Raw genomic sequence first — 18,432 nt, 5'->3', positions numbered from 1 at the left:
GGGGCGCAGCGGCACCGGCGGACGGGCCCGCGGACCCGCCCGCCGGTGCCGCGCCCGTCTACTCCGCGCTCACCCGGTACAGCACCGTCGCGTGCGGCGCCAGCGTGGTGGCGGTGAGGGGGCCGGTGGTGCGGGTGGTGCGGCCGGTGGTCAGATCGCGTACGCGGTAGGAGGCGGCGGCGGGCAGTCCGGCGGCGGTCGCCGTGGTGGACACCGTGCGGGGCGTGTCGCCGGAGTTGAACAGCGCCACCGCCCGGTCGCCGCCGCGCAGCGGCTTCGACAGCACCGCCGCGTCCTCGTCGTGCCGCACCAGCTTGCCCTGGACGCCCAGCGGGTCCTGGTCGACGGCGATGATCTCCTTGTTGCCCAGGACCCGCAGCGCGGCGGGGGAGAGGTGGGTCAGATCGGTGCTGGAGATCAGCGGCGCGGCCATCACCGCCCACAGCGCCATCTGGCTGTGGATCTCCGTCTCGGTCAGTCCCGAGTCGCCGGCGAGCAGGAAGTCCGGGTCGTTCCACCGGCCCGGCCGCTGCAACGCCGCCAACTGCGCGTTGTAGTCGAAGTTGTAGCGGATCGAGGACCACTTCGCCGCCGGGGTGTGCTTCTCCACCGCGATGTCGCGCCCCTCCCGCCAGAGGTTGCCGACCTCCCCGGACCAGCCGATGACCCGGTGCCAGAGCGCGTCGCCCTCGTACTGGAAGTACGCCGGGGCGGACACCGAGAAGGCGATGGGGCGGCCGGTGGCGCGCAGCGCCCGGCTCATCTGCCCGTAGACGTCGTGGTAGGTCTCCTCCTTGGTGCGGCCCGCCGCCGTCGGCACGTTGCAGCCGTCGAACTTCAGGTAGTCGACCTTCCAGCTCGCGAACAGATCGGCGTCCTGCTGGAAGTGGCCGAGGCTGCCCGGGTACTTCTCGCAGGTCAGCGTCCCGGCGTCGCCGTAGATGCCGTACTTCAGGCCCATCCGGTGCAACTCCCGCCCGATGTACGCCATACCGTGCGGGAACTTCGCCGGATCGGGCACCAGCTCGCCGTTCCTGCCGCGCTCCTTCAGCGTCCAGCAGTCGTCGACGGTGACGGTGTCGTACCCCTTCGCCGCCAGCCCGGTGCGGACCAGCGCGCGGGCGTTGTCGAGGATCACCTTCTCGTTGACGTCGCACATGTAGTACGACCAGTTGTTCCAGCCCATCGGCGGGGTCGGCGTCAGATCGGGGTACCGCTCCGCGCTGTGCCGGGCGACGGGCGCCGGGTCCGCGGACGCCGGGGCGGTGGCCGCGAGCAGGCCGGTCGCGCAGACCGCCGCGGTGGTCAGTGCGACGGCGGCACGGCCGGGACGGGAAACCGGAGGAATACGCACAGGGCACCTCACGAGGGACGAAGCGGGGCGGGTCGGCCGGAGGTTAGGACCGCGCTGGAGGCCGGTCAAGACACCCCGCCGCGCGCTGACGCGGATTCAGTCGCCGGGCCCGCCGCGCGGTCCGGGCGGGGCGCTGCCCGTATGGACCGCCGGGCGCTGCCTGTCCGGCCGGTGGCGCTGCCCTCGCGGCCATGGCGTTCCGGCGCGCCACCGGATATCCAGGAAGTCCGTATCCAGGAAGACCGTCCTCACCCCCGCCTTGCAGAGGGATTTCATGCGCGCCCGCGACGCGGCCGACCGGCCCGCCCCCACCGTCTCTCCCGCCCGCCCGGCGATCTCCCGTCCCCCCGTGGTGCCGGAACGGGGCGCCGGCGCCTCGCCCCGGGCGCTGGCGGCCCTCCAGCGCACCGCGGGGAACGCCGCGGTCGTGCAGATGCTCCGCGCGGACGGCCACGGCCGGGCGCGGGACGCGCACCGCCACGGTCCCGGCTGCGGCCACCCGGCCGTCCAGCGCTCCGCCGTCCACGACGTGCTGCGCACCCCGGGCACGCCCCTGGACGAGGAGACCCGCAGCGACATGGAGGCGCGGCTCGGCGCCGACTTCTCCGACGTCCGCCTCCACACCGACCCGGCGGCCCGCAGCTCCGCCGCCGAGGTCGGCGCCCGCGCCTTCACCTCCGGCAACCACATCGTCATCGGCGACGGCGGCGGCGACCGGCACACCCTCGCCCACGAACTCACCCACGTCATCCAGCAGCGCCGGGGCCCGGTCGCCGGCACCGACAACGGCCATGGCCTGAGCGTCAGCGACCCGGGCGACCGCTTCGAACGCGCCGCGGAGGAGAACGCCCACCGGGTCCTGTCGGGCCCGGCGCCCGCCCCGGCGACGCGGGAAGCGGCCGCCGGGTCCGGGGCGGCGGGGCGGGCGGCGGCGCCGGTGCAGCGGAAGGTGAAGGCGACGGGCGGCCAACTGGCCAAGGCCGGGCGCCACGATTTCGGCTCCGCCCTGAAGAGCGCCATGCCCGTGGGGCCGGGGCAGGCCCGGTGTCACACGGTGTCGTACGAGACCATCACCGCCGGTGTGCTGGACGCCGTCAACAAGTGCCTGAACGGTGAGGACGCGGTCGGCTATCTCTACGGTCTGGTCGACGCGGTCTACCCGAAGGGCGAAGACCTCCTGCCGCACCAGCACACCCTGCCGACGGCGGCGCAGTTGGCGGCCGTCTGCAAGAGCGAGTTCAAGGCCGCGAAGACGGCGCTCGGCGCGCTGAAGAAGCTCTTCCCGAAGGCGGGCTCGGGCTCGGCCGCACAGGCGGCCCAGGCCGACGCGTTGGCCAACGACCTGATCAAGGCCCTCAACAACTCCCCGGCCAACCTCCGGCTCGGCGACGAGAACACCAACAGCTCCATCCAGAGCGGTCTCGACCTCGCCCCGGCACGCTCCGGCGCCGTGAAGACGCTGGGCCCGAACACGCTCGTCGTCGACCAGACGCAGCAGCCGATGGACGCGACGACCCCCAAGAGCAGGAAGCTCGGCAGAAGCCTCCAGGTGCTCGTGATCGAGCCCGACCACGAGCAGCAGGTCTGGACGCTGCTCACCCGGACCACGAGCAAGGCCGGCCGGCTGCATCTTTTCAGCTCCGGCCCGCTGCTCCAGAGCTCCGATCAGGCAGGCATGAAGACGTCCACCATGAGCGACAAGAACCCCACCCCGACCGCCATCAAGGTTCCCGGGGCGAGCCCCGAGGTGTACTTCGTGTTCGACCTCTGACCGCTGCGTCCCGGCGTGCGGGGGCGCAGCGGCCCAGAAAACTGACATGGCGTCAGAAACTCTCTTCCCTCCGCCACCCCGCTGCGGCATCCTGCGCCCATGCAGACCGACCTGAGCACCACGCTGGGCGTCGAGCACGCCGTCTTCGGGTTCACGCCGTTCCCCGCGGTCGCCGCCGCGATCACCCGCGCCGGCGGCTTCGGCGTCCTCGGCGCGGTCCGCTACACCGCGCCCGGCGAACTCGCCCGCGATCTGGACTGGATGGCGGCGCACACCGAGGGGCTGCCGTACGGGCTCGACGTCGTCATGCCCGCCCGCAAGGTCGAAGGCGTCACCGAGGCCGAGGTCGAGGCGATGATCCCGGACGGCCACCGCGACTACGTCGCACGCATCCTCGCCGAGCACGACGTACCGCCGCTGCCCGAGGGCGAGGCGTCCGGCTGGCGGATCACCGGGTGGATGGAGGAGGTCGCCCGCAGCCAGCTCGACGTGGCCTTCGACTACCCGATCAAGCTCCTCGCCAACGCCCTCGGCTCCCCGCCGCCCGACGTCATCGCGCGCGCCCACGACCGCGGCATCCGGGTCGCCGCGCTGGCCGGCAGCCCCCGCCACGCCCGCCACCACCGCGACGCCGGCATCGACATCGTCGTCGCCCAGGGGTACGAGGCGGGCGGCCACACCGGCGAGATCGCCACGATGGTGCTCACCCCCGAGGTCGTCGCCGCCGTCGATCCGCTGCCGGTGCTCGCCGCCGGCGGCATCGGCACCGGCGAACAGATCGCCGCCGGGCTCGCCCTCGGTGCCCAGGGGGTCTGGCTCGGCTCCCTCTGGCTGACCACCGAGGAGGCCGAACTCCACTCCCGGCGGCTGACCGCCAAGCTCCTGGCCGCCGGCCCCGGCGACACCGTCCGCTCCCGCGCGCTGACCGGCAAACCCGCCCGCCAGCTGCGCACCGCCTGGACCGACGCCTGGGACGCCGCGGACGGCCCCGGCCCCCTCCCGATGCCGCTCCAGGGCCTGCTGGTCGCCGAGGCCAACTCGCGTATCCAGCGCCACGAGGTCGAACCGCTGCTGGGCACGCCCGTCGGGCAGATCGTCGGCCGGATGAACAGCGAACGCAGCGTCCAGGCCGTCTTCGACGACCTCACCCGCGGCTTCGAGAAGGCCGTCGACCGCATCAACCGCATCGCGGGCCGCGCCTGACCGCCGCGCCCGCCCGGAGGCGTCCCACCCCTGAGGAGGCAGCACGATGACGGACCACTCCGCACCGCCCACCGGCTTCTGGGCCCAGGCCACCGCCGACCCGGACCGCACCGTCCTGATCGCCCCCGACGGCGAGGAGTGGACCGCGGGCCGCCTGCACGCCGCGGGCAACCGCCTCGTCCACGGGCTGCGCGCCGCCGGGCTGACCCGCGGCGACGCCTTCGCCGCCGTCCTGCCCAACGGCGTCGAGTTCCTCACCGCGTACCTCGCCGCCTCCCAGGCCGGTTTCTACTTCGTCCCCGTCAACCACCACCTGACCGGCCCCGAGATCGCCTGGATCGTCGCGGACTCCGGTGCGAAGGTGCTGCTCGCCCACGAACGGTTCGCCGACGCGGCCCGCGCCGCCGCCGACGAGGCCGCCCTGCCCGCCGAGCACCGCTACGCCGTCGGCGCCGCCGAGGGCTTCCGCCCGTACGCCGACCTCCTCGACGGACAGCCGGACACCCCGCCCGCCGACCGCACCCTGGGCTGGGTCATGAACTACACCTCCGGCACCACCGGCCGCCCCCGGGGCATCCGCCGCCCGCTGCCCGGCACCGAGCCCGAACGGACCCATCTCGGCGGCTTCCTCGGCATCTTCGGCATCCGGCCGTTCGACGACAACGTCCACCTGGTCTGCTCGCCGCTCTACCACACGGCCGTTCTCCAGTTCGCCGGCGCCTCCCTGCACCTCGGCCACCGGCTGGTCCTGATGGACCGCTGGGCGCCCGAGGAGATGCTGCGGCTGATCGACACCCACCGCGCCACCCACACCCATATGGTCCCCACCCAGTTCCACCGGCTGCTGGCGCTGCCCGAGGAGGTCCGCGCCCGGTACGACGTGTCGTCGATGCGGCACGCCATCCACGGGGCGGCGCCCTGCCCCGACCACGTCAAACGCGCCATGATCGACTGGTGGGGCGGCTGCGTCGAGGAGTATTACGCGGCGAGCGAGGGCGGCGGCGCGTTCGCCACCGCCGACGACTGGCTCAAGAAGCCCGGCACCGTCGGCAAGGCGTGGCCGATCAGCGAACTCGCCGTCCTCGACGACGACGGCAACCGCCTGCCCCCGGGCGAGGTCGGCACCGTCTACCTGAAGATGCGCACCGGCGGCTTCCGCTACCACAAGGACGACGCCAAGACCCGGCGCAGCCGCGTCGGCGACTTCTTCACGGTCGGTGACCTGGGCTATCTCGACGAGGACGGCTATCTCTTCCTCCGCGACCGCAAGATCGACATGATCATCTCCGGCGGCGTCAACATCTACCCCGCAGAGATCGAGGCCGTCCTCCTCGCCCATCCCGCCGTCGCCGACGCCGCCGCCTTCGGCATCCCGCACGACGACTGGGGCGAGGAGGTCAAGGCCGTCGTCGAACCGGCCGAGGGCCACCCGCCCGGCCCCGGGCTCGCCGCCGCCGTCCTGGAGTTCTGCGCCGAACGGCTGGCCGGATACAAACTCCCCAAGTCCGTCGACTTCGTCGCCGCCATGCCCCGCGACCCCAACGGCAAGCTCTACAAGCGGCGGCTGAGGGCGCCGTACTGGGAGGACGCCCCGGCTGCTGCGAAGCCGCGGCCGACGTGATCCCCGCCGCCGGTCACGGTCCGGCCCGGCCGTGACCGGCGGCCGGGCGCGGTGCGGTGCGGTGCGGCCGCGAGCAGATCCGGCAGGGGCCCGCGTCCGTCGGCCCCGGCTCCGTTTTCGGCGCGACGGCGGGCGGCGGGCCCCGCGGGCGCGGCCGCACCGTTCCCCGATCGCGAGGAGGTTCCCGCAGGTAGAGTCGGCCCAAGGACCGTGTCACCTGGGGGGATTGATGACGGCAGCGGACGCAGTACCCATCGTTCTCGTTCACGGGACGCGCTTCAGCGCGGGGCAGTGGAGCATGCAGCTCGCCGGGCTCGGGGACGAGTTCCCGGTGGCCGCCGTCGACCTGCCCGGCCACGGGGAGCGTTCGGCCCAGCCCTGGAGCATGGGCGCGGCCACGGAGATCATCGCCTCCGCGGTGGACGCGCTCGGCCGCGGGCCGGCGCTGGTCGTCGGACACTCGCTCGGCGGATATGTGTCGCTGGAATTCGCGCGGCGCTGCCCGGAGCACCTGCGGGGGCTGGTCCTCGCGGGCGCCAGCCTCGCCACCCGCGGCTTCCGGGCGGCGCCCTACCGATGGATCGCCGGGTTGGTCCCGCATGTGCCGGCGGACCGCCTGGCCCGGTGGAACGACCGGTTGCTGCGGCGGCTCCACCCACCGGAAGTGGTCGCGGCGACCATCCGGTCCGGCTACGCCTTCCACACCCTGCCGGCCGCCTGGGGCTCGGTCCTCGGACGCTTCGACGCGGGTGCGATGCGCGCGGTGAAGGCCCCGGTCCTCATCCTGAACGGCGAGAAGGACACGGTCTTCCGGTCCGGGGAGAGGGCATTCGCCCGCGCGCATCCGCATGCGCGCGTCGAATTGATCCCGCGCGCCCGGCACCTCGCGAACTTCGACGACCCGGATGCCTTCACCGATGCCGTCCGCCGCTTCGCCCGCCAGCTGCCGGCCGTCGGCTGAGCGCGCCGCGGCAAGGGCCGTCCGGCACCCCTGAACGGCTCGGTCACCGCCCGGCGAACGCGGCGCGCAGCCGTCCGCCGTTCACCAGGGCGACCACCCCGGCCAGCAGCGCCCCGCACGCGGTCTGTTCGCAGCGCAGCCAGACCGGGAACGCCCCGGGCAGCGCCACGATCACCGCGACGGCCACCAGCATCACCCCGGACGACAGCCGCAGCCGCAGATACGCCCGGCGGTCACCCCGGGCGGCCCCCGCGGCGAAGGAGGCCATCAGCAGCGAGGTGGCGGCCACGATGACCACCCGCGTCCATACCGCATCGGTCACCGCCGCGGGGTCGTTGCGCAGCAGCACGACGGCGCCGAGCGTGAGCAGACCGAGGACGACGTAACAGCCGATCAGCAGCCGGGTGCGGCGCAGGCTCCGCCGCACCTCCGGCCGCCGCAGTATCTCCCCGTCCACCCGCGGACCGCTCCTGACCATGGTGTTGCCCCTCTTTCCGGCGGCTGTCGCCGCATCGGCCGATCCGTCCGCCGTGGCCTGGGCCATGAGCCGGTGGCCACGGACCGTCCCAGCATCCGGCCCGCCCGGCGCCCGGGCATCCGCCACCGGGACGAGCCCGCCCCCGGCTGTTCCCGGGGGTGGCCCGGTGCGGCCCCTTAAGGGACCGGCCCGCCGAACCCGTTGCGGAGGGCCGCAGTTGAGCGCGCGGCGGGCGGTTCGGCCCGTTCCGCGGAGGGGAGGCGGCGCCGGTCCACCCGTAGGGGACGCGGTGCGGGCCCCGGCGCCCGGCGGGTGGGCGGGCGCCGGGGGAGCGCGCCCCCGTCCGGTGCCTTGACCGGGGCCGGGACGGGACCGAGGATCGCGCCATGACGGCAGCGCGGAGCAACACGGTCGACGGAGTCCTGCGGCGCAGCGCACGGCGGGTGCCCGGGCGGACGGCGGTGCGGTACGCCGACCGCGCCTGGACCTACCGGGCGCTGGACGACGCGGTGACCGCGGCGGCGCGGGTGCTGCGCGGCCTCGGCCTCGCCCCGGGCGACCGGGTCGCCGCCTACGGACGCAACTCCGACGCGTACCTCATCGGCTTCCTGGCCTGCTCCCGCGCGGGACTGGCGCACGTCCCCGTCAACCACGCCCTCACCGGCGAGGACCTGGCTTACGTCCTCGACCAGTCCGGCAGCTCCCTCGTCCTGACCGACCCGGCCCTCGCCGCACGGCTCCCGGAGGGGCTGCCCACCCTGCCGCTGCGCGACGCCCCGGACGGACTGCTCGCCCGGGTCGCCAAGGCACCGGCGGGCGGCCCGGACACCGGGCACGACGACCTTCCCGGGGCCGACGGCGACGCGCTCGCCCAACTCGTCTACACCTCCGGGACCACCGCGCTCCCCAAGGGCGCGATGATGACGCACCGCGCCCTGGTGCACGCCTACACCAGCGCCGTCATCGCCCTCGACCTGGCGGAGACGGACCGGCCGCTGCACGCGCTGCCGCTCTACCACTCGGCGCAGCTGCACGTCTTCCTGCTGCCCTACCTGGCGGTCGGCGCCGAGAACACCCTCGTGGACGGGCCCGACGCCGGGCAGCTCTTCTCCCTGGTGGAGACCGGCCGGGTGGACAGCCTGTTCGCGCCGCCCACGGTGTGGATCGGCCTGGCCCGCCACCCGGACTTCGCCGTCCGCGACCTGCGCGGGCTGCGCAAGGCGTACTACGGCGCGTCGATCATGCCCGTACCGGTCCTGGAGCAGCTCCGCTCCCGGCTGCCCGCGCTCGCCTTCTACAACTGCTTCGGGCAGACCGAGATCGGCCCGCTGGCCACCGTCCTCGGGCCCGGGGAGCACGTCGGACGGATGGACTCCTGCGGCCGCCCGGTGCTCTTCGTCGAGGCGAAGGTGGTCGACGCGGACGGGCGCGAGGTGCCCGACGGCGAGCGCGGCGAGATCGTCTACCGCTCCCCGCAGCTGTGCAGCGGCTACTGGGACAAGCCGCAGGAGACCGCCGAGGCGTTCCGCGGCGGCTGGTTCCACTCCGGTGACCTGGCGGTACGCGACGCCGACGGCTACTTCACCGTCGTCGACCGGGTCAAGGACGTCATCAACTCCGGCGGGGTGCTGGTCGCCTCCCGCCAGGTCGAGGACGCCCTCTACGCGCATCCGCAGGTGGCGGAGGTCGCGGTGATCGGCCTGCCCGACGAGCGGTGGATCGAGGCGGTCACCGCCGTCGTCGTCCGCGCGCCCGCACCGGACGGCGCGGCCGGACCGGTCGGGGAGCGGGAGCTGATCGACGCGGCACGGGCCCGGCTGGCCGGGTTCAAGGTGCCCAAGCGCGTCGTGTTCGTCGACGCGCTGCCCCGCAACGCCAGCGGCAAGATCCTCAAGCGCGAGCTGCGCGCCCGCTTCGCCGCCCGCTGACCGGGCCGTTCGCCCGCCGTGCGCCCGCGCCGGCCGCAGGGCGCGCCCGGCGGAGATCGCGGGCCACCGCGTGTACGGAGGGCGACTGTCAGTGCCCCCTGCCATGCTGGGAACCGGCCACAGCTCCCCGCGCGGTGACGGTGCGTCACCGCTCCGCGGGAGCGCCGGCCACGGTCGCCGTGCGCCGTCCACCGCGTCACGGCGCGCCGATCGCTCCACCGTTCCGGCACCGCACAGCCACCCGTCCGCGCAAGGCGAAGGACCTCGGAGGACCCATGCTGACCACCGACTACGCACCGGGCATGCCCAACTGGCTCGACCTCGGCATCCCCGGCGCCGAAATCGACGACGCCGTCGCGTTCTACCGGGCCATCTTCGGCTGGACGTACCGGTCCGCGGGGCCCGAGGCGGGCGGCTACGGCTTCTTCCAGCTGGGGGACCGCACCGTCGGCGCGATCGGTCCGCTGACCGAGGAGGGCGCCACCCCGTCCTGGACCGTCTACTTCCACACCGCCGACGCGGAGGCCACCGCCCGCGCCGTCGAGGCGGCCGGGGGAGCGGTGCGGATGGCGCCGGGCGATGTCTTCACCGCCGGGCGGCTGGCCGCCTTCACCGACCCGACCGGCGCTGACTTCGGCGTCTGGCAGCCCCGGGAGAACCCCGGCCTGCAGGCCGTGACGGAGCCCGACACCCTGTGCTGGACGGAGCTGTACACCACCGACGCCGCCGCGGCCAAGGAGTTCTACCGCACGGTCTTCTCCTGGATCTACCGGGACATGCAGATGGGCGACGGCATGGTCTACGGCGTCGTCTCCTCGTCCGGCGGCAGCGCCGAGGACCTCAGCCAGGGCGGCATCATGCAGCTCCAGCAGGAGCATCTGGACGCCGGCGCGGTCTCCGAATGGCACCCGTACTTCGGCGTCACCGACTGCGACGCCACCTACGAGATGGCCACGAAGCTGGGCGCCCGGGTGCAGATCCCGCCCATGGACGTTCCGGGCGTCGGCCGCCTCGCCGCGGTCCAGGACCCGTGGGGCGCCCCGTTCGCGCTGATCAAGGGGGACCCGACGATGAAGTGAGCGGCGGCGCGCGGGGGCCGGTCCCGGGCCCGCGGGCGGGCCCGGGGCGGATTCGTACGGAGCGGATTCGTACGGGGCGGATTCGTACGGGGTGGGGCGGCGGGTGGTCGGTGCGGCTTGCCCCGGGGCGGCCTGCGGTGGCGGTCGGCCTGCGCCGCCGCGCCCGGCTCTTCAGAAGCGGCCCGCCGCCCGTGCCGGGCCCGCCGCCCGTGCCGGGCCCGCCGCCCGTGCCGGGCCCGCCGCCCGTGCCCGGGCTCGTAGACCTCCCGGCCGCCCGAAGCGACTCGGCGCCCGGCCTGCCGCCCGCGCCCGGCCCGCCGTCTGTCCCGGCACCCCGTCAGCCGGCCCGCCCGCGCAAAAAACGGCAGGCCCCCTCCCGCGTCACCCCGCCCGGGTGGCCGCCCCCAGCAGCGCCACCGCCGGCAGGGCCACGAAGCCGTCGCCCACCGCGTGGGCGGCCACCTTCCGGTCGTAGACCCGGCGCACCGCCGCGCGGGAGGCGGCGTCGAGATGGTGCAGGACGGTGCCGGCCACCGGCGTGCCGGCGGTGATGTCGTGCCACCACTGGCCGGGGTCGACGCGGTGCAGCAACTGCACCGTCTCCACGTCGGCATCCCGGAAACCGGCCGCGTCCAGCAACCGGCAGAAGGCCGCGGGACGTTCGGCGGCATCGCACCCGGCGAGGAACGGCGCGGTCTCGGGCGCCTCGGCGGGCCGGGCCACCCCCGACTCCGCCACCGCCTCCCCGAACAGCGCCAGCGCCCGCATCGCCTCCTGGTTCCAGCAGGTCAGCGCGGCTCGGCCGCCGGGCGCCAGCACCCGGTGCACCTCCGCGAGGCCCGCCGCCGGGTCCCCGAGGTGATGGATGACGAAGTTGCCGGTGACGGCGGTGAACTCCCCGTCGGCGAACGGCAGCGCGTCGAGGAGGGCGACCCGTACGTCGAGCCCGGGGTGCGCGGCCGCCGCGAGCGCGGCCATCTCCGGGGAGGCGTCCACCGCCGTCACCTGCGCGCCGCGCCGCAGCGCCGCGGCCGACACCGGTCCGGGACCGCATCCCACGTCCAGCAGCCGGGTGCCGGGCCCGACGCCCGCGGCGTCCAGCAACGGCGCGACGAACCGGGCGGTGAGCCGGGCGAACCCCTCGCGGTACGCATCGCTGCGCCCGGCCCAGCCCTCCCGCTCGAACCGGTCGAACGACTCCGCGTCCCAGGTGGTCATGGCCGCTCCCGCCTCTCCTCGATGGCCGTTCATCGTGGCAGCCCAGGCGCCCGGACGACCAGCGGCCACGTTCCGGAACCGGCCGGACGGAGCGCTGTCCGGCCGGTCCCGAGGCCCCGTAAGCTCAGCCGCCCGGGCCGGGTACGACCGCCGGTGGCGGCACGGAGCGGCGCCCGGGAGCCCGATACGAGAAAGGCCGAAAGGTGCAGCTTTCCCCCTCGATGCGCCGTCTCCTGCCCACCGCCGCGAGCGCGGTGCTCCTGCTCGCCGGGGCGGGCGGCGCCCGTGCCGCCACCGTTCCGCCGGGGGCGCACGCCACGGTGTCGCACGCCGCCCCGGCCCCGGGCGCGCCGTCCGCGGCGTCGCCCGCCGGCGGTGCGGCCACCCGCTCCCCGTACCGTCAACTCCGGCCGCTCGCCGCCCTGTCCGCCGAGCGGGCCGCGCTGGGCGACCTGGTGGCGGCGGCCAAGTGGGGCACCGGCGGGCCGATCGACGACCCGGCGCGGGAGCGGGAGGTGCTGGACGCCGTCGCCGCGCAGGCCCGGCAGCTCGGCGCCGATCCGGCGGCCACCCGGCGGATCTTCCGCGACCAGATCGAGGCCAGCAAGGTGGTGCAGCGCGGGCTGTACCGCCTCTGGACGGCGGACCCGGCGCGGGCCCCGCGGGAGCGTCCCGACCTGGCGAAGGTCCGCGCCGAGATCAACCGCGTCAACGAGGCCCTGGTCCGCGCGGTCGCCGCTTCTCCCGGCGCACGCTCCGCGCCGTACTGCCCGGTCGTCCTGGGCGTGGCCGCCGAACGGGTGCGGTCCGAAGAGCGGTTGGACGCGCTGCACACGCGGGCGCTCGGGCGCGCGGTGCGGTCGGTGTGCGGGGGCTGACGGGGGCCGCGCCCCCGGCGCCTCACCCCTCGCCGCCGCCCGCCGCGACCGCCTTCGCCCACCGGTAGTCCGCCTTGCCGCTGGGCGACCGCTGGATCCGCTCGGCCACCACCACCGTGCGGGGGACCTTGTACCCGGCGAGGCGGGAGCGGCAGTGGGCGCGTACCGCCTCGGTGTCCAGCGGGGCGGCGCCCGGGCGGAGCTGGACGACGGCGGCGACGCGGCTGCCCCAGTGCGGGTCCGGTACGCCCGCCACCAGCGCGTCGTAGACGTCCGGATGGGCCTTGAGGGCCTGTTCGACCTCCTCCGGGTAGATCTTCTCGCCGCCGGAGTTGATGCACTGCGAACCGCGGCCCAGGACGGTGACGACGCCGTCCGCGTCGACGGTGGCCATGTCGCCGAGCAGCACCCAGCGGTCGCCGTCCGCCTCGAAGAACGTCTCGGCGCTCTTGGCCGGGTCGTTGTGGTAGCCGAGCGGGACATGGCCGCGCAACGCGATCCGGCCGACCTCGCCCGGGGCGACCGGTCGCCGCGTCGCCGGATCGACCACCGCGGTACGGGGGTTGACCCGCACCCGGAAGCCCCGGTCGGGCCCGGAGTCGTCGGTCGCCGTGCCGTTGAAACCGGACTCCGACGAGCCGAAGTTGTTGAGCAGCATCGCCTGCGGCACCAGCGCGGTGAACTGCGCGCGGACCGTGTCCGAGAGCACCGCGCCGGAGCTGGAGACGCTGAACAGCGAGGAGCAGTCGACGCCGCGCAGCGGACCGGCCAGCGCATCGGTCAGCGGCCGCAGCATCGCGTCGCCGACCAGCGAGATGCTGGTGACCTTCTCCCGCGCCACGGTCCGCAGCACCTCCTCGGGCACGAACTTGCGGTGCAGGACGACCTTCTGGCCGAAGTGGAAGGCGATGAACGCGGTCAGCGTGGACGTGCCGTGCATCAGCGGCGGCGTCGGGAAGAACACGATGCCGTCGCCCCCGGCCGCCACCCGTTCCGCGACCTCCTCCGGCCGCCGCACCGGCTCGCCCGTGGGGGCGCCGCCGCCCATCCCGGAGAAGAACAGGTCCTCGTGGCGCCAGACGACGCCCTTGGGCATCCCGGTGGTGCCGCCGGTGTAGATGATGAAGCGATCGTCGGCGGAGCGCGGCGCGAACCCGCGCCCCGGGGACCCGGCGGCCTCCGCGTCGGCGAGCGCCACCGGCACCGGCTGCGGCACCGGCGCCCCCGCGGGCGCCTGCCCGACCCGGACGAGATGGCGCAGCGCGGGCGCGTGCGGCGCGGCGGCGGCCACCCGGGCGGTGAACTCGCCGTCGAAGACCAGCGCCACCAGGTCCGCGTCCCGGTAGAGATAGGCCAACTCGTCTTCCACGTAGCGGTAGTTGACGTTGACAGGTGTGGCGCGGATCTTCAGGCAGGCGTAGAGCGTCTGGAGGTACTCGACGCCGTTGTAGAGGTGGAGTCCGACGTGGTCGCCGGGGCCGACGCCGTGGCCGGCAAGGTGGTGGGCGAGGCGGTTGGCGGCGCGGTCCAGCTCCGCGTAGGTCAGCCGCCGTTCGGCGCCGCTGCCCGGATGGTCGACGTACACCAGCGCCTCGCGGTCGGGGACCGCGTCGACGATCGATTCGAAGAGGTCGGCCAGGTTGTACTCCACGTCTCCTCCAGACCGTGCCGGGCGGCGGCTCGGCGGCCATTAGAGCGGGGCCCGCGGCAGCAGGGAAGGGCCGCGGCGAAGAAAACTGACTGAGTGTCAGAAAACTCTTGAAGTCGCCGTACCGCTCCTGCACCCTGTTCTGCGTCCACAGACGGGAGGACGGACATGGGCGGGACGGAACATCTCACCGTGCACCGCGAGGGGGCGACCCTGGTGCTCACCCTCAACCGGCCGGAGGCGAGGAACGCGCTGTCGCTGCCGATGCTGGTCGGCCTCCACGACGGCTGGCGCGCCGCCGACGAGGACGACACGGTCCGCTCGGTCGTGCTCACCGGCGCCGGCGGCACGTTCTGCGCCGGCATGGACCTCAAGGCGCTCGCCGGCGCCGGGATGGCCGGCGACCACTACCGCGAACGCCTCCGGGAAGACCCCGATCTGCACTGGAAGGCGATGCTGCGCCACTACCGCCCCCGGAAGCCGGTGATCGCCGCGGTCGAGGGCCACTGCGTCGCCGGGGGCACCGAAATCCTCCAGGGCACCGACATCCGCGTCGCGGGTCGGAGCGCGGTCTTCGGGCTCTTCGAGGTCGCCCGGGGCCTCTTCCCGATCGGCGGCTCGACCGTCCGCCTGCCGCGCCAGATCCCGCGCACCCACGCCCTGGAGATGCTGCTCACCGGCCGTCCCTACCCGGCGCCCGAGGCCGCCCGGATCGGCCTGATCGGCCATGTCGTCCCCGACGGCGGAGCGCTGGCGAAGGCGCTGGAGATCGCCGAGCGGATCAACGCCTGCGGACCGCTCGCCGTGGAGGCGGTCAAGGCGTCCGTCTACGAGAGCGCCGACCTGTCCGAGGCCGACGGCCTCGCCGCCGAACTCGCCCGCGGCTGGCCGGTGTTCGACACCGCCGACGCCAAGGAGGGCGCCCGGGCCTTCGCCGAGAAGCGCCCGCCCGTCTTCCGGCGCGCCTGACCCGCGCACCGGACCACCCCGCGCGCCCGGCGCGCGACCCGTCGCCGGCAGGCGCACGCCGCCCCCCCGCGCGCCCCGGCCACGCGCCCACCCAAGGAGTCCGCATGCCCAAGGCCACGCCCGAGCCCACCGCGCCCCCCGCCGAGCAGGCGGACGTCCTCACCGCCCCCCTCGTGGTGGAGTTCCCCTTCACCCGGTCGCTCGGCTCCGTCCGCGGCGCCTTCCTGACCGGGCTGCGCGAACGCACCGTCCTCGGCATCAAGACCGCGGACGGCCGCATCGTCGTCCCGCCCACCGAGTACGACCCCAAGACCGGCGAGGAGCTGCGCGATCTCGTCGAGGTCGCCCCCACCGGCACCGTCACCACCTGGGCCTGGAACCCGTCCCCGCGCCGCGGCCAGCCGCTCGCCACCCCCTTCGCCTGGGTCCTCGTCCGCCTCGACGGCGCCGACACCGCCCTGCTGCACGCCCTGGACGCCCCCGGGCCCGACGCCGTCCGCACCGGTATGCGGGTCCGCGTCCGCTGGGCCGCCGAGCGCACCGGCGCCGTCACCGACATCGCCTGCTTCACCCCGGATGACGGCCTCGCCCCGGAACCCGCCGAACCATCGGCCCACAGCGGCGAATTCGACGACCCCGTCACCGGCCTCACCGACCCCGCCCGGCTCGACTACACCTACGCGCCCGGCCGCGCGCAGTCCCGCTATCTGCGCGCCCTCGGCGAACGCCGCACCCTCGGCGAGCGCTGCCCGTCCTGCCGCAAGGTCTACGTCCCGCCCCGCGGCGCCTGCCCCACCTGCGGCGTCGCCACCACCGAACAGGTCGAGGTGGGACCCCGCGGCACCGTCACCACCTTCTGCATCGTCAACATCAAGGCCCGCAACCTCGACATCGAGGTCCCCTACGTCTACGCCCACATCGCCCTCGACGGCGCCGGACTGCCGCTCCACGCCCGCATCGGCGGCATCCCGTACGACCAGGTCCGCATGGGGCTGCGCGTCGAACCGGTCTGGCGCGACGGCAGCCGCTACCCCGACCACTACCGGCCCACCGGCGAACCCGACGCCGACTACGACGGCTACAAGGAGCTGATCTGATGCCGGCCCCGACCCGCGACATCGCCGTCGTCGCCTTCGCCCAGAGCGACCACGTGGCCGACAGCCGCGAGGTCTCCGAGGCCGAGATGGTGCTGCCCGTCCTCCACGACGCCTTGGACCGGACCGGCCTGGCGGCCCGCGACATCGGCTTCACCTGCTCCGGCTCCTGCGACTACCTCGCCGGCCGCGCCTTCTCCTTCACCATGGCCCTCGACGCCGTCGGCGCCTGGCCGCCGATCTCCGAATCCCATGTCGAGACGGACGGCGCCTGGGCGCTCCACGAGGCCTGGGTCGCCCTCCTCACCGGCGAGGCCGACACCGCCCTCGTCTACGCCTACGGCAAGTCCTCCCCGGGCGATCTGCGCGAGGTCCTCACCCGCCAACTCGACCCGTACTACCTCGCCCCGCTGTGGCCCGACTCCGTCGCCCTCGCCGCCCTCCAGGCCCAAGCCCTCCTGGACGCGGGCCTGACCTGCGAGGACGAGCTGGCCGCCGTCGCCACCCGGTCCCGCGCCGCCGCCGCGGACAACCCGCACGCCCAACTGCGCGGCCCCCGCCCGCCGGGCGACCACGTCGTCGCCCCGCTGCGCCGCGGCGACTGCGCCCCCGTCGGCGACGGCGCCGCCGCCGTGATCCTCGCCGCCGGGGACCGCGCCCGGGACCTGTGCGAGCGGCCCGCCTGGATCCGCGGCATCGACCACCGCGTCGAGGCCCACGCGCTCGGCGTCCGCGACCTCACCGCCTCGCCCTCCACCCGCCTCGCCGCCGAGCGCGCCGGAGCCTTCGACCGCCCCGTCGACCTCGCCGAACTGCACGCCCCGTTCACCTCCCAGGAGATCGTGCTCCGCCGCGCCCTGCGCCTCGGGGACGACACCACCGTCAACCCCTCCGGCGGCGCGCTCGCCGCCAACCCCGTCATGGCCACCGGCCTGATCCGCATCGGCGAGGCCGCCGCCCGCATCCAGCGCGGCGAGAGCCGGCGCGCCCTCGCCCACGCCACCTCGGGCCCCTGCCTGCAACAGAACCTCGTCGCCGTCCTGGAGGGGGAGTCATGAGCAAGGAGCCCGTGGCCGTCGTCGGCATCGGCCAGACCGCGCACGTCGCCGCCCGCCGCGACGTCTCGCTCGCCGGACTCGTCCGGGAGGCCGCCCGCCGCGCCCTCGACGACGCCGCCCTCGACTGGCGCGACATCGACGCCGTCGTCATCGGCAAGGCCCCGGACTTCTTCGAGGGCGTGATGATGCCGGAACTCTTCCTCGCCGACGCGCTGGGCGCCGTCGGCAAACCCCTGCTGCGGGTGCACACCGCGGGCTCCGTCGGCGGCTCCACCGCACTGGTCGCCGCCAAGCTCGTCGCCGCCCGCGTCCACCGCACCGTCCTCACCCTCGCGTTCGAGAAGCAGTCCGAGTCCAACGCCATGTGGGGCCTGTCCCTGCCCGTCCCCTTCCAGCAGCCGCTGCTGGCCGGGGCGGGCGGCTTCTTCGCCCCGCACGTCCGCGCCTACATGCGCCGCAGCAAGGCCCCCGGCCACATCGGCTCCCTCGTCGCGTACAAGGACCGCCGCAACGCCCTGAAGAACCCCTACGCCCACCTCCACGAGGCGGACCTCACCCTGGAGAAGGTGCAGTCCTCGCCGATGCTGTGGGACCCCATCCGCTACTCCGAGACCTGCCCCTCCTCCGACGGCGCCTGCGCGATGGTCCTCACCGACCGCACCGGCGCCGCCCGCTCCCCGCACCCGCCGGCCTGGCTGCACGGCGGCGCCATGCGCAGCGAACCCACCCTCTTCGCCGGGAAGGACTTCGTCTCCCCGCGCGCCGGCCGGGACTGCGCCGCCGACGTCTACCACCAGGCGGGCATCACCGACCCGCGCCGCGAGATCGACGCCGTCGAGATGTACGTACCGTTCTCCTGGTACGAGCCGATGTGGCTGGAGAACCTCGGCTTCGCCGCCGAGGGCGAGGGCTGGAAACTCACCGAGTCCGGCGCCACCGCCCTCGACGGCGACCTGCCCGTCAACCCCTCGGGCGGCGTCCTGTCCACCAACCCGATCGGCGCCTCCGGCATGCTCCGCTTCGCCGAGGCCGCCCTCCAGGTACGCGGCCGGGCCGGCGACCACCAGATCGACGGCGCCCGCCGCGCCCTGGGCCACGCCTACGGCGGCGGCGCGCAGTTCTTCTCGATGTGGCTGGTGGGCGCCGACCGGCCGGAGTGACCCGGAGCCGGG

Annotated in this window: 15 protein-coding genes; 11 read left to right on the top strand and 4 right to left on the bottom strand. The window is 74.8% G+C overall.

Annotated features, from left to right (window positions below; genetic code table 11):
* Nucleotides 1-58: 58 nt before the first annotated feature.
* Nucleotides 59-1,354: a glycoside hydrolase family 27 protein gene (locus ABT345_RS23155; RefSeq protein WP_345090942.1), complete on the bottom strand. Its 1,296-nt coding sequence runs from the start codon at nt 1,352-1,354 to the stop codon at nt 59-61.
* Between the two features lie 274 nt (nt 1,355-1,628).
* Between ABT345_RS23155 and ABT345_RS23150 the strand changes: the two genes are divergently transcribed.
* The 4 genes from ABT345_RS23150 (at nt 1,629) to ABT345_RS23135 (ending at nt 6,910) form a co-directional block, all read left to right on the top strand.
* Nucleotides 1,629-3,125 (top strand): eCIS core domain-containing protein, encoded by a 1,497-nt coding sequence (locus tag ABT345_RS23150; protein WP_386461513.1) that lies wholly within the window; start codon nt 1,629-1,631, stop codon nt 3,123-3,125.
* 99 nt (nt 3,126-3,224) lie between these two features.
* Nucleotides 3,225-4,328 (top strand): NAD(P)H-dependent flavin oxidoreductase, encoded by a 1,104-nt coding sequence (locus ABT345_RS23145; RefSeq protein WP_345090940.1) that lies wholly within the window; start codon nt 3,225-3,227, stop codon nt 4,326-4,328.
* 46 nt (nt 4,329-4,374) lie between these two features.
* Nucleotides 4,375-5,949, top strand: coding sequence for an acyl-CoA synthetase (locus tag ABT345_RS23140; RefSeq protein WP_345090938.1), 1,575 nt, complete (start codon nt 4,375-4,377; stop codon nt 5,947-5,949).
* Between the two features lie 229 nt (nt 5,950-6,178).
* A complete protein-coding gene (locus ABT345_RS23135; RefSeq protein WP_345090936.1) occupies nt 6,179-6,910 on the top strand; it encodes an alpha/beta fold hydrolase in 732 nt (243 codons plus the stop codon).
* Between the two features lie 43 nt (nt 6,911-6,953).
* Here ABT345_RS23135 and ABT345_RS23130 read toward each other — a convergent pair whose 3' ends face one another.
* Nucleotides 6,954-7,367, bottom strand: coding sequence for a hypothetical protein (locus ABT345_RS23130; protein WP_345090934.1), 414 nt, complete (start codon nt 7,365-7,367; stop codon nt 6,954-6,956).
* A 407-nt stretch (nt 7,368-7,774) separates the two neighbouring features.
* Here ABT345_RS23130 and ABT345_RS23125 point away from each other — a divergent pair, with 407 nt between their 5' ends.
* Both ABT345_RS23125 and ABT345_RS23120 read left to right on the top strand, forming a co-directional pair.
* Nucleotides 7,775-9,316, top strand: a complete 1,542-nt coding sequence (locus tag ABT345_RS23125) for an acyl-CoA synthetase (RefSeq protein WP_345090932.1) — start codon at nt 7,775-7,777, stop codon at nt 9,314-9,316.
* A gap of 275 nt (nt 9,317-9,591) precedes the next feature.
* Nucleotides 9,592-10,395 (top strand): VOC family protein, encoded by an 804-nt coding sequence (locus tag ABT345_RS23120; RefSeq protein WP_345090930.1) that lies wholly within the window; start codon nt 9,592-9,594, stop codon nt 10,393-10,395.
* Nucleotides 10,396-10,776: 381 nt separating this feature from the next.
* Here the strand turns inward: ABT345_RS23120 and ABT345_RS23115 are convergent, their stop codons facing one another.
* Nucleotides 10,777-11,613: a class I SAM-dependent methyltransferase gene (locus ABT345_RS23115; RefSeq protein WP_345090928.1), complete on the bottom strand. Its 837-nt coding sequence runs from the start codon at nt 11,611-11,613 to the stop codon at nt 10,777-10,779.
* A gap of 203 nt (nt 11,614-11,816) precedes the next feature.
* Between ABT345_RS23115 and ABT345_RS23110 the strand changes: the two genes are divergently transcribed.
* Nucleotides 11,817-12,491 (top strand): chorismate mutase, encoded by a 675-nt coding sequence (locus ABT345_RS23110; RefSeq protein WP_345090926.1) that lies wholly within the window; start codon nt 11,817-11,819, stop codon nt 12,489-12,491.
* A gap of 22 nt (nt 12,492-12,513) precedes the next feature.
* Here the strand turns inward: ABT345_RS23110 and ABT345_RS23105 are convergent, their stop codons facing one another.
* The gene (locus ABT345_RS23105; RefSeq protein WP_345090924.1) at nt 12,514-14,142 is read right to left on the bottom strand and encodes an acyl-CoA synthetase; all 1,629 of its coding nucleotides are present in this window, start codon (nt 14,140-14,142) and stop codon (nt 12,514-12,516) included.
* A gap of 165 nt (nt 14,143-14,307) precedes the next feature.
* On the opposite strand from ABT345_RS23105, the gene ABT345_RS23100 reads away from it, so the two are divergent.
* The 4 genes from ABT345_RS23100 to ABT345_RS23085 all read left to right on the top strand — a co-directional run bounded on the left by ABT345_RS23100 (nt 14,308) and on the right by ABT345_RS23085 (nt 18,420).
* Entirely contained in the window at nt 14,308-15,108 is an 801-nt protein-coding gene (locus tag ABT345_RS23100; protein ID WP_345090923.1) for a crotonase/enoyl-CoA hydratase family protein, read from the top strand.
* Between the two features lie 104 nt (nt 15,109-15,212).
* Nucleotides 15,213-16,205: a Zn-ribbon domain-containing OB-fold protein gene (locus ABT345_RS23095; protein ID WP_345090921.1), complete on the top strand. Its 993-nt coding sequence runs from the start codon at nt 15,213-15,215 to the stop codon at nt 16,203-16,205.
* Nucleotides 16,205-17,260, top strand: a complete 1,056-nt coding sequence (locus ABT345_RS23090; protein ID WP_345090919.1) for a thiolase family protein — start codon at nt 16,205-16,207, stop codon at nt 17,258-17,260. The genes ABT345_RS23095 and ABT345_RS23090 overlap by 1 nt, the downstream gene beginning before the upstream one ends.
* Nucleotides 17,257-18,420 carry a thiolase family protein gene (locus ABT345_RS23085; protein WP_345090916.1) on the top strand — a complete coding sequence of 388 codons (1,164 nt, stop codon included), beginning with the start codon at nt 17,257-17,259 and terminating at the stop codon, nt 18,418-18,420. Before ABT345_RS23090 ends, ABT345_RS23085 begins: the two co-directional genes overlap by 4 nt.
* Nucleotides 18,421-18,432 lie beyond the last annotated feature (12 nt).

Origin of the sequence: Streptomyces sp. NPDC000404 (assembly GCF_040300365.1) — a bacterium.
Classification (GTDB): Bacteria; Actinomycetota; Actinomycetes; order Streptomycetales; family Streptomycetaceae; genus Streptomyces; species Streptomyces ramulosus.
This window is presented reverse-complemented; position numbering and strand designations above follow the sequence as displayed.

Bases quoted from the DNA above. Each gene is read 5' to 3' on its own strand.
- ABT345_RS23095 (WP_345090921.1), top strand. From the start codon at position 15,213: ATGCCCAAGGCCACGCCCGAGCCCACCGCGCCCCCCGCCGAGCAGGCG.
- ABT345_RS23120 (WP_345090930.1), top strand. From the start codon at position 9,592: ATGCTGACCACCGACTACGCACCGGGCATGCCCAACTGGCTCGACCTC.
- ABT345_RS23100 (WP_345090923.1), top strand. From the start codon at position 14,308: ATGGGCGGGACGGAACATCTCACCGTGCACCGCGAGGGGGCGACCCTG.
- ABT345_RS23090 (WP_345090919.1), top strand. From the start codon at position 16,205: ATGCCGGCCCCGACCCGCGACATCGCCGTCGTCGCCTTCGCCCAGAGC.
- ABT345_RS23150 (WP_386461513.1), top strand. From the start codon at position 1,629: ATGCGCGCCCGCGACGCGGCCGACCGGCCCGCCCCCACCGTCTCTCCC.
- ABT345_RS23145 (WP_345090940.1), top strand. From the start codon at position 3,225: ATGCAGACCGACCTGAGCACCACGCTGGGCGTCGAGCACGCCGTCTTC.
- ABT345_RS23125 (WP_345090932.1), top strand. From the start codon at position 7,775: ATGACGGCAGCGCGGAGCAACACGGTCGACGGAGTCCTGCGGCGCAGC.
- ABT345_RS23115 (WP_345090928.1), bottom strand. From the start codon at position 11,613: ATGACCACCTGGGACGCGGAGTCGTTCGACCGGTTCGAGCGGGAGGGC.
- ABT345_RS23085 (WP_345090916.1), top strand. From the start codon at position 17,257: ATGAGCAAGGAGCCCGTGGCCGTCGTCGGCATCGGCCAGACCGCGCAC.
- ABT345_RS23140 (WP_345090938.1), top strand. From the start codon at position 4,375: ATGACGGACCACTCCGCACCGCCCACCGGCTTCTGGGCCCAGGCCACC.
- ABT345_RS23135 (WP_345090936.1), top strand. From the start codon at position 6,179: ATGACGGCAGCGGACGCAGTACCCATCGTTCTCGTTCACGGGACGCGC.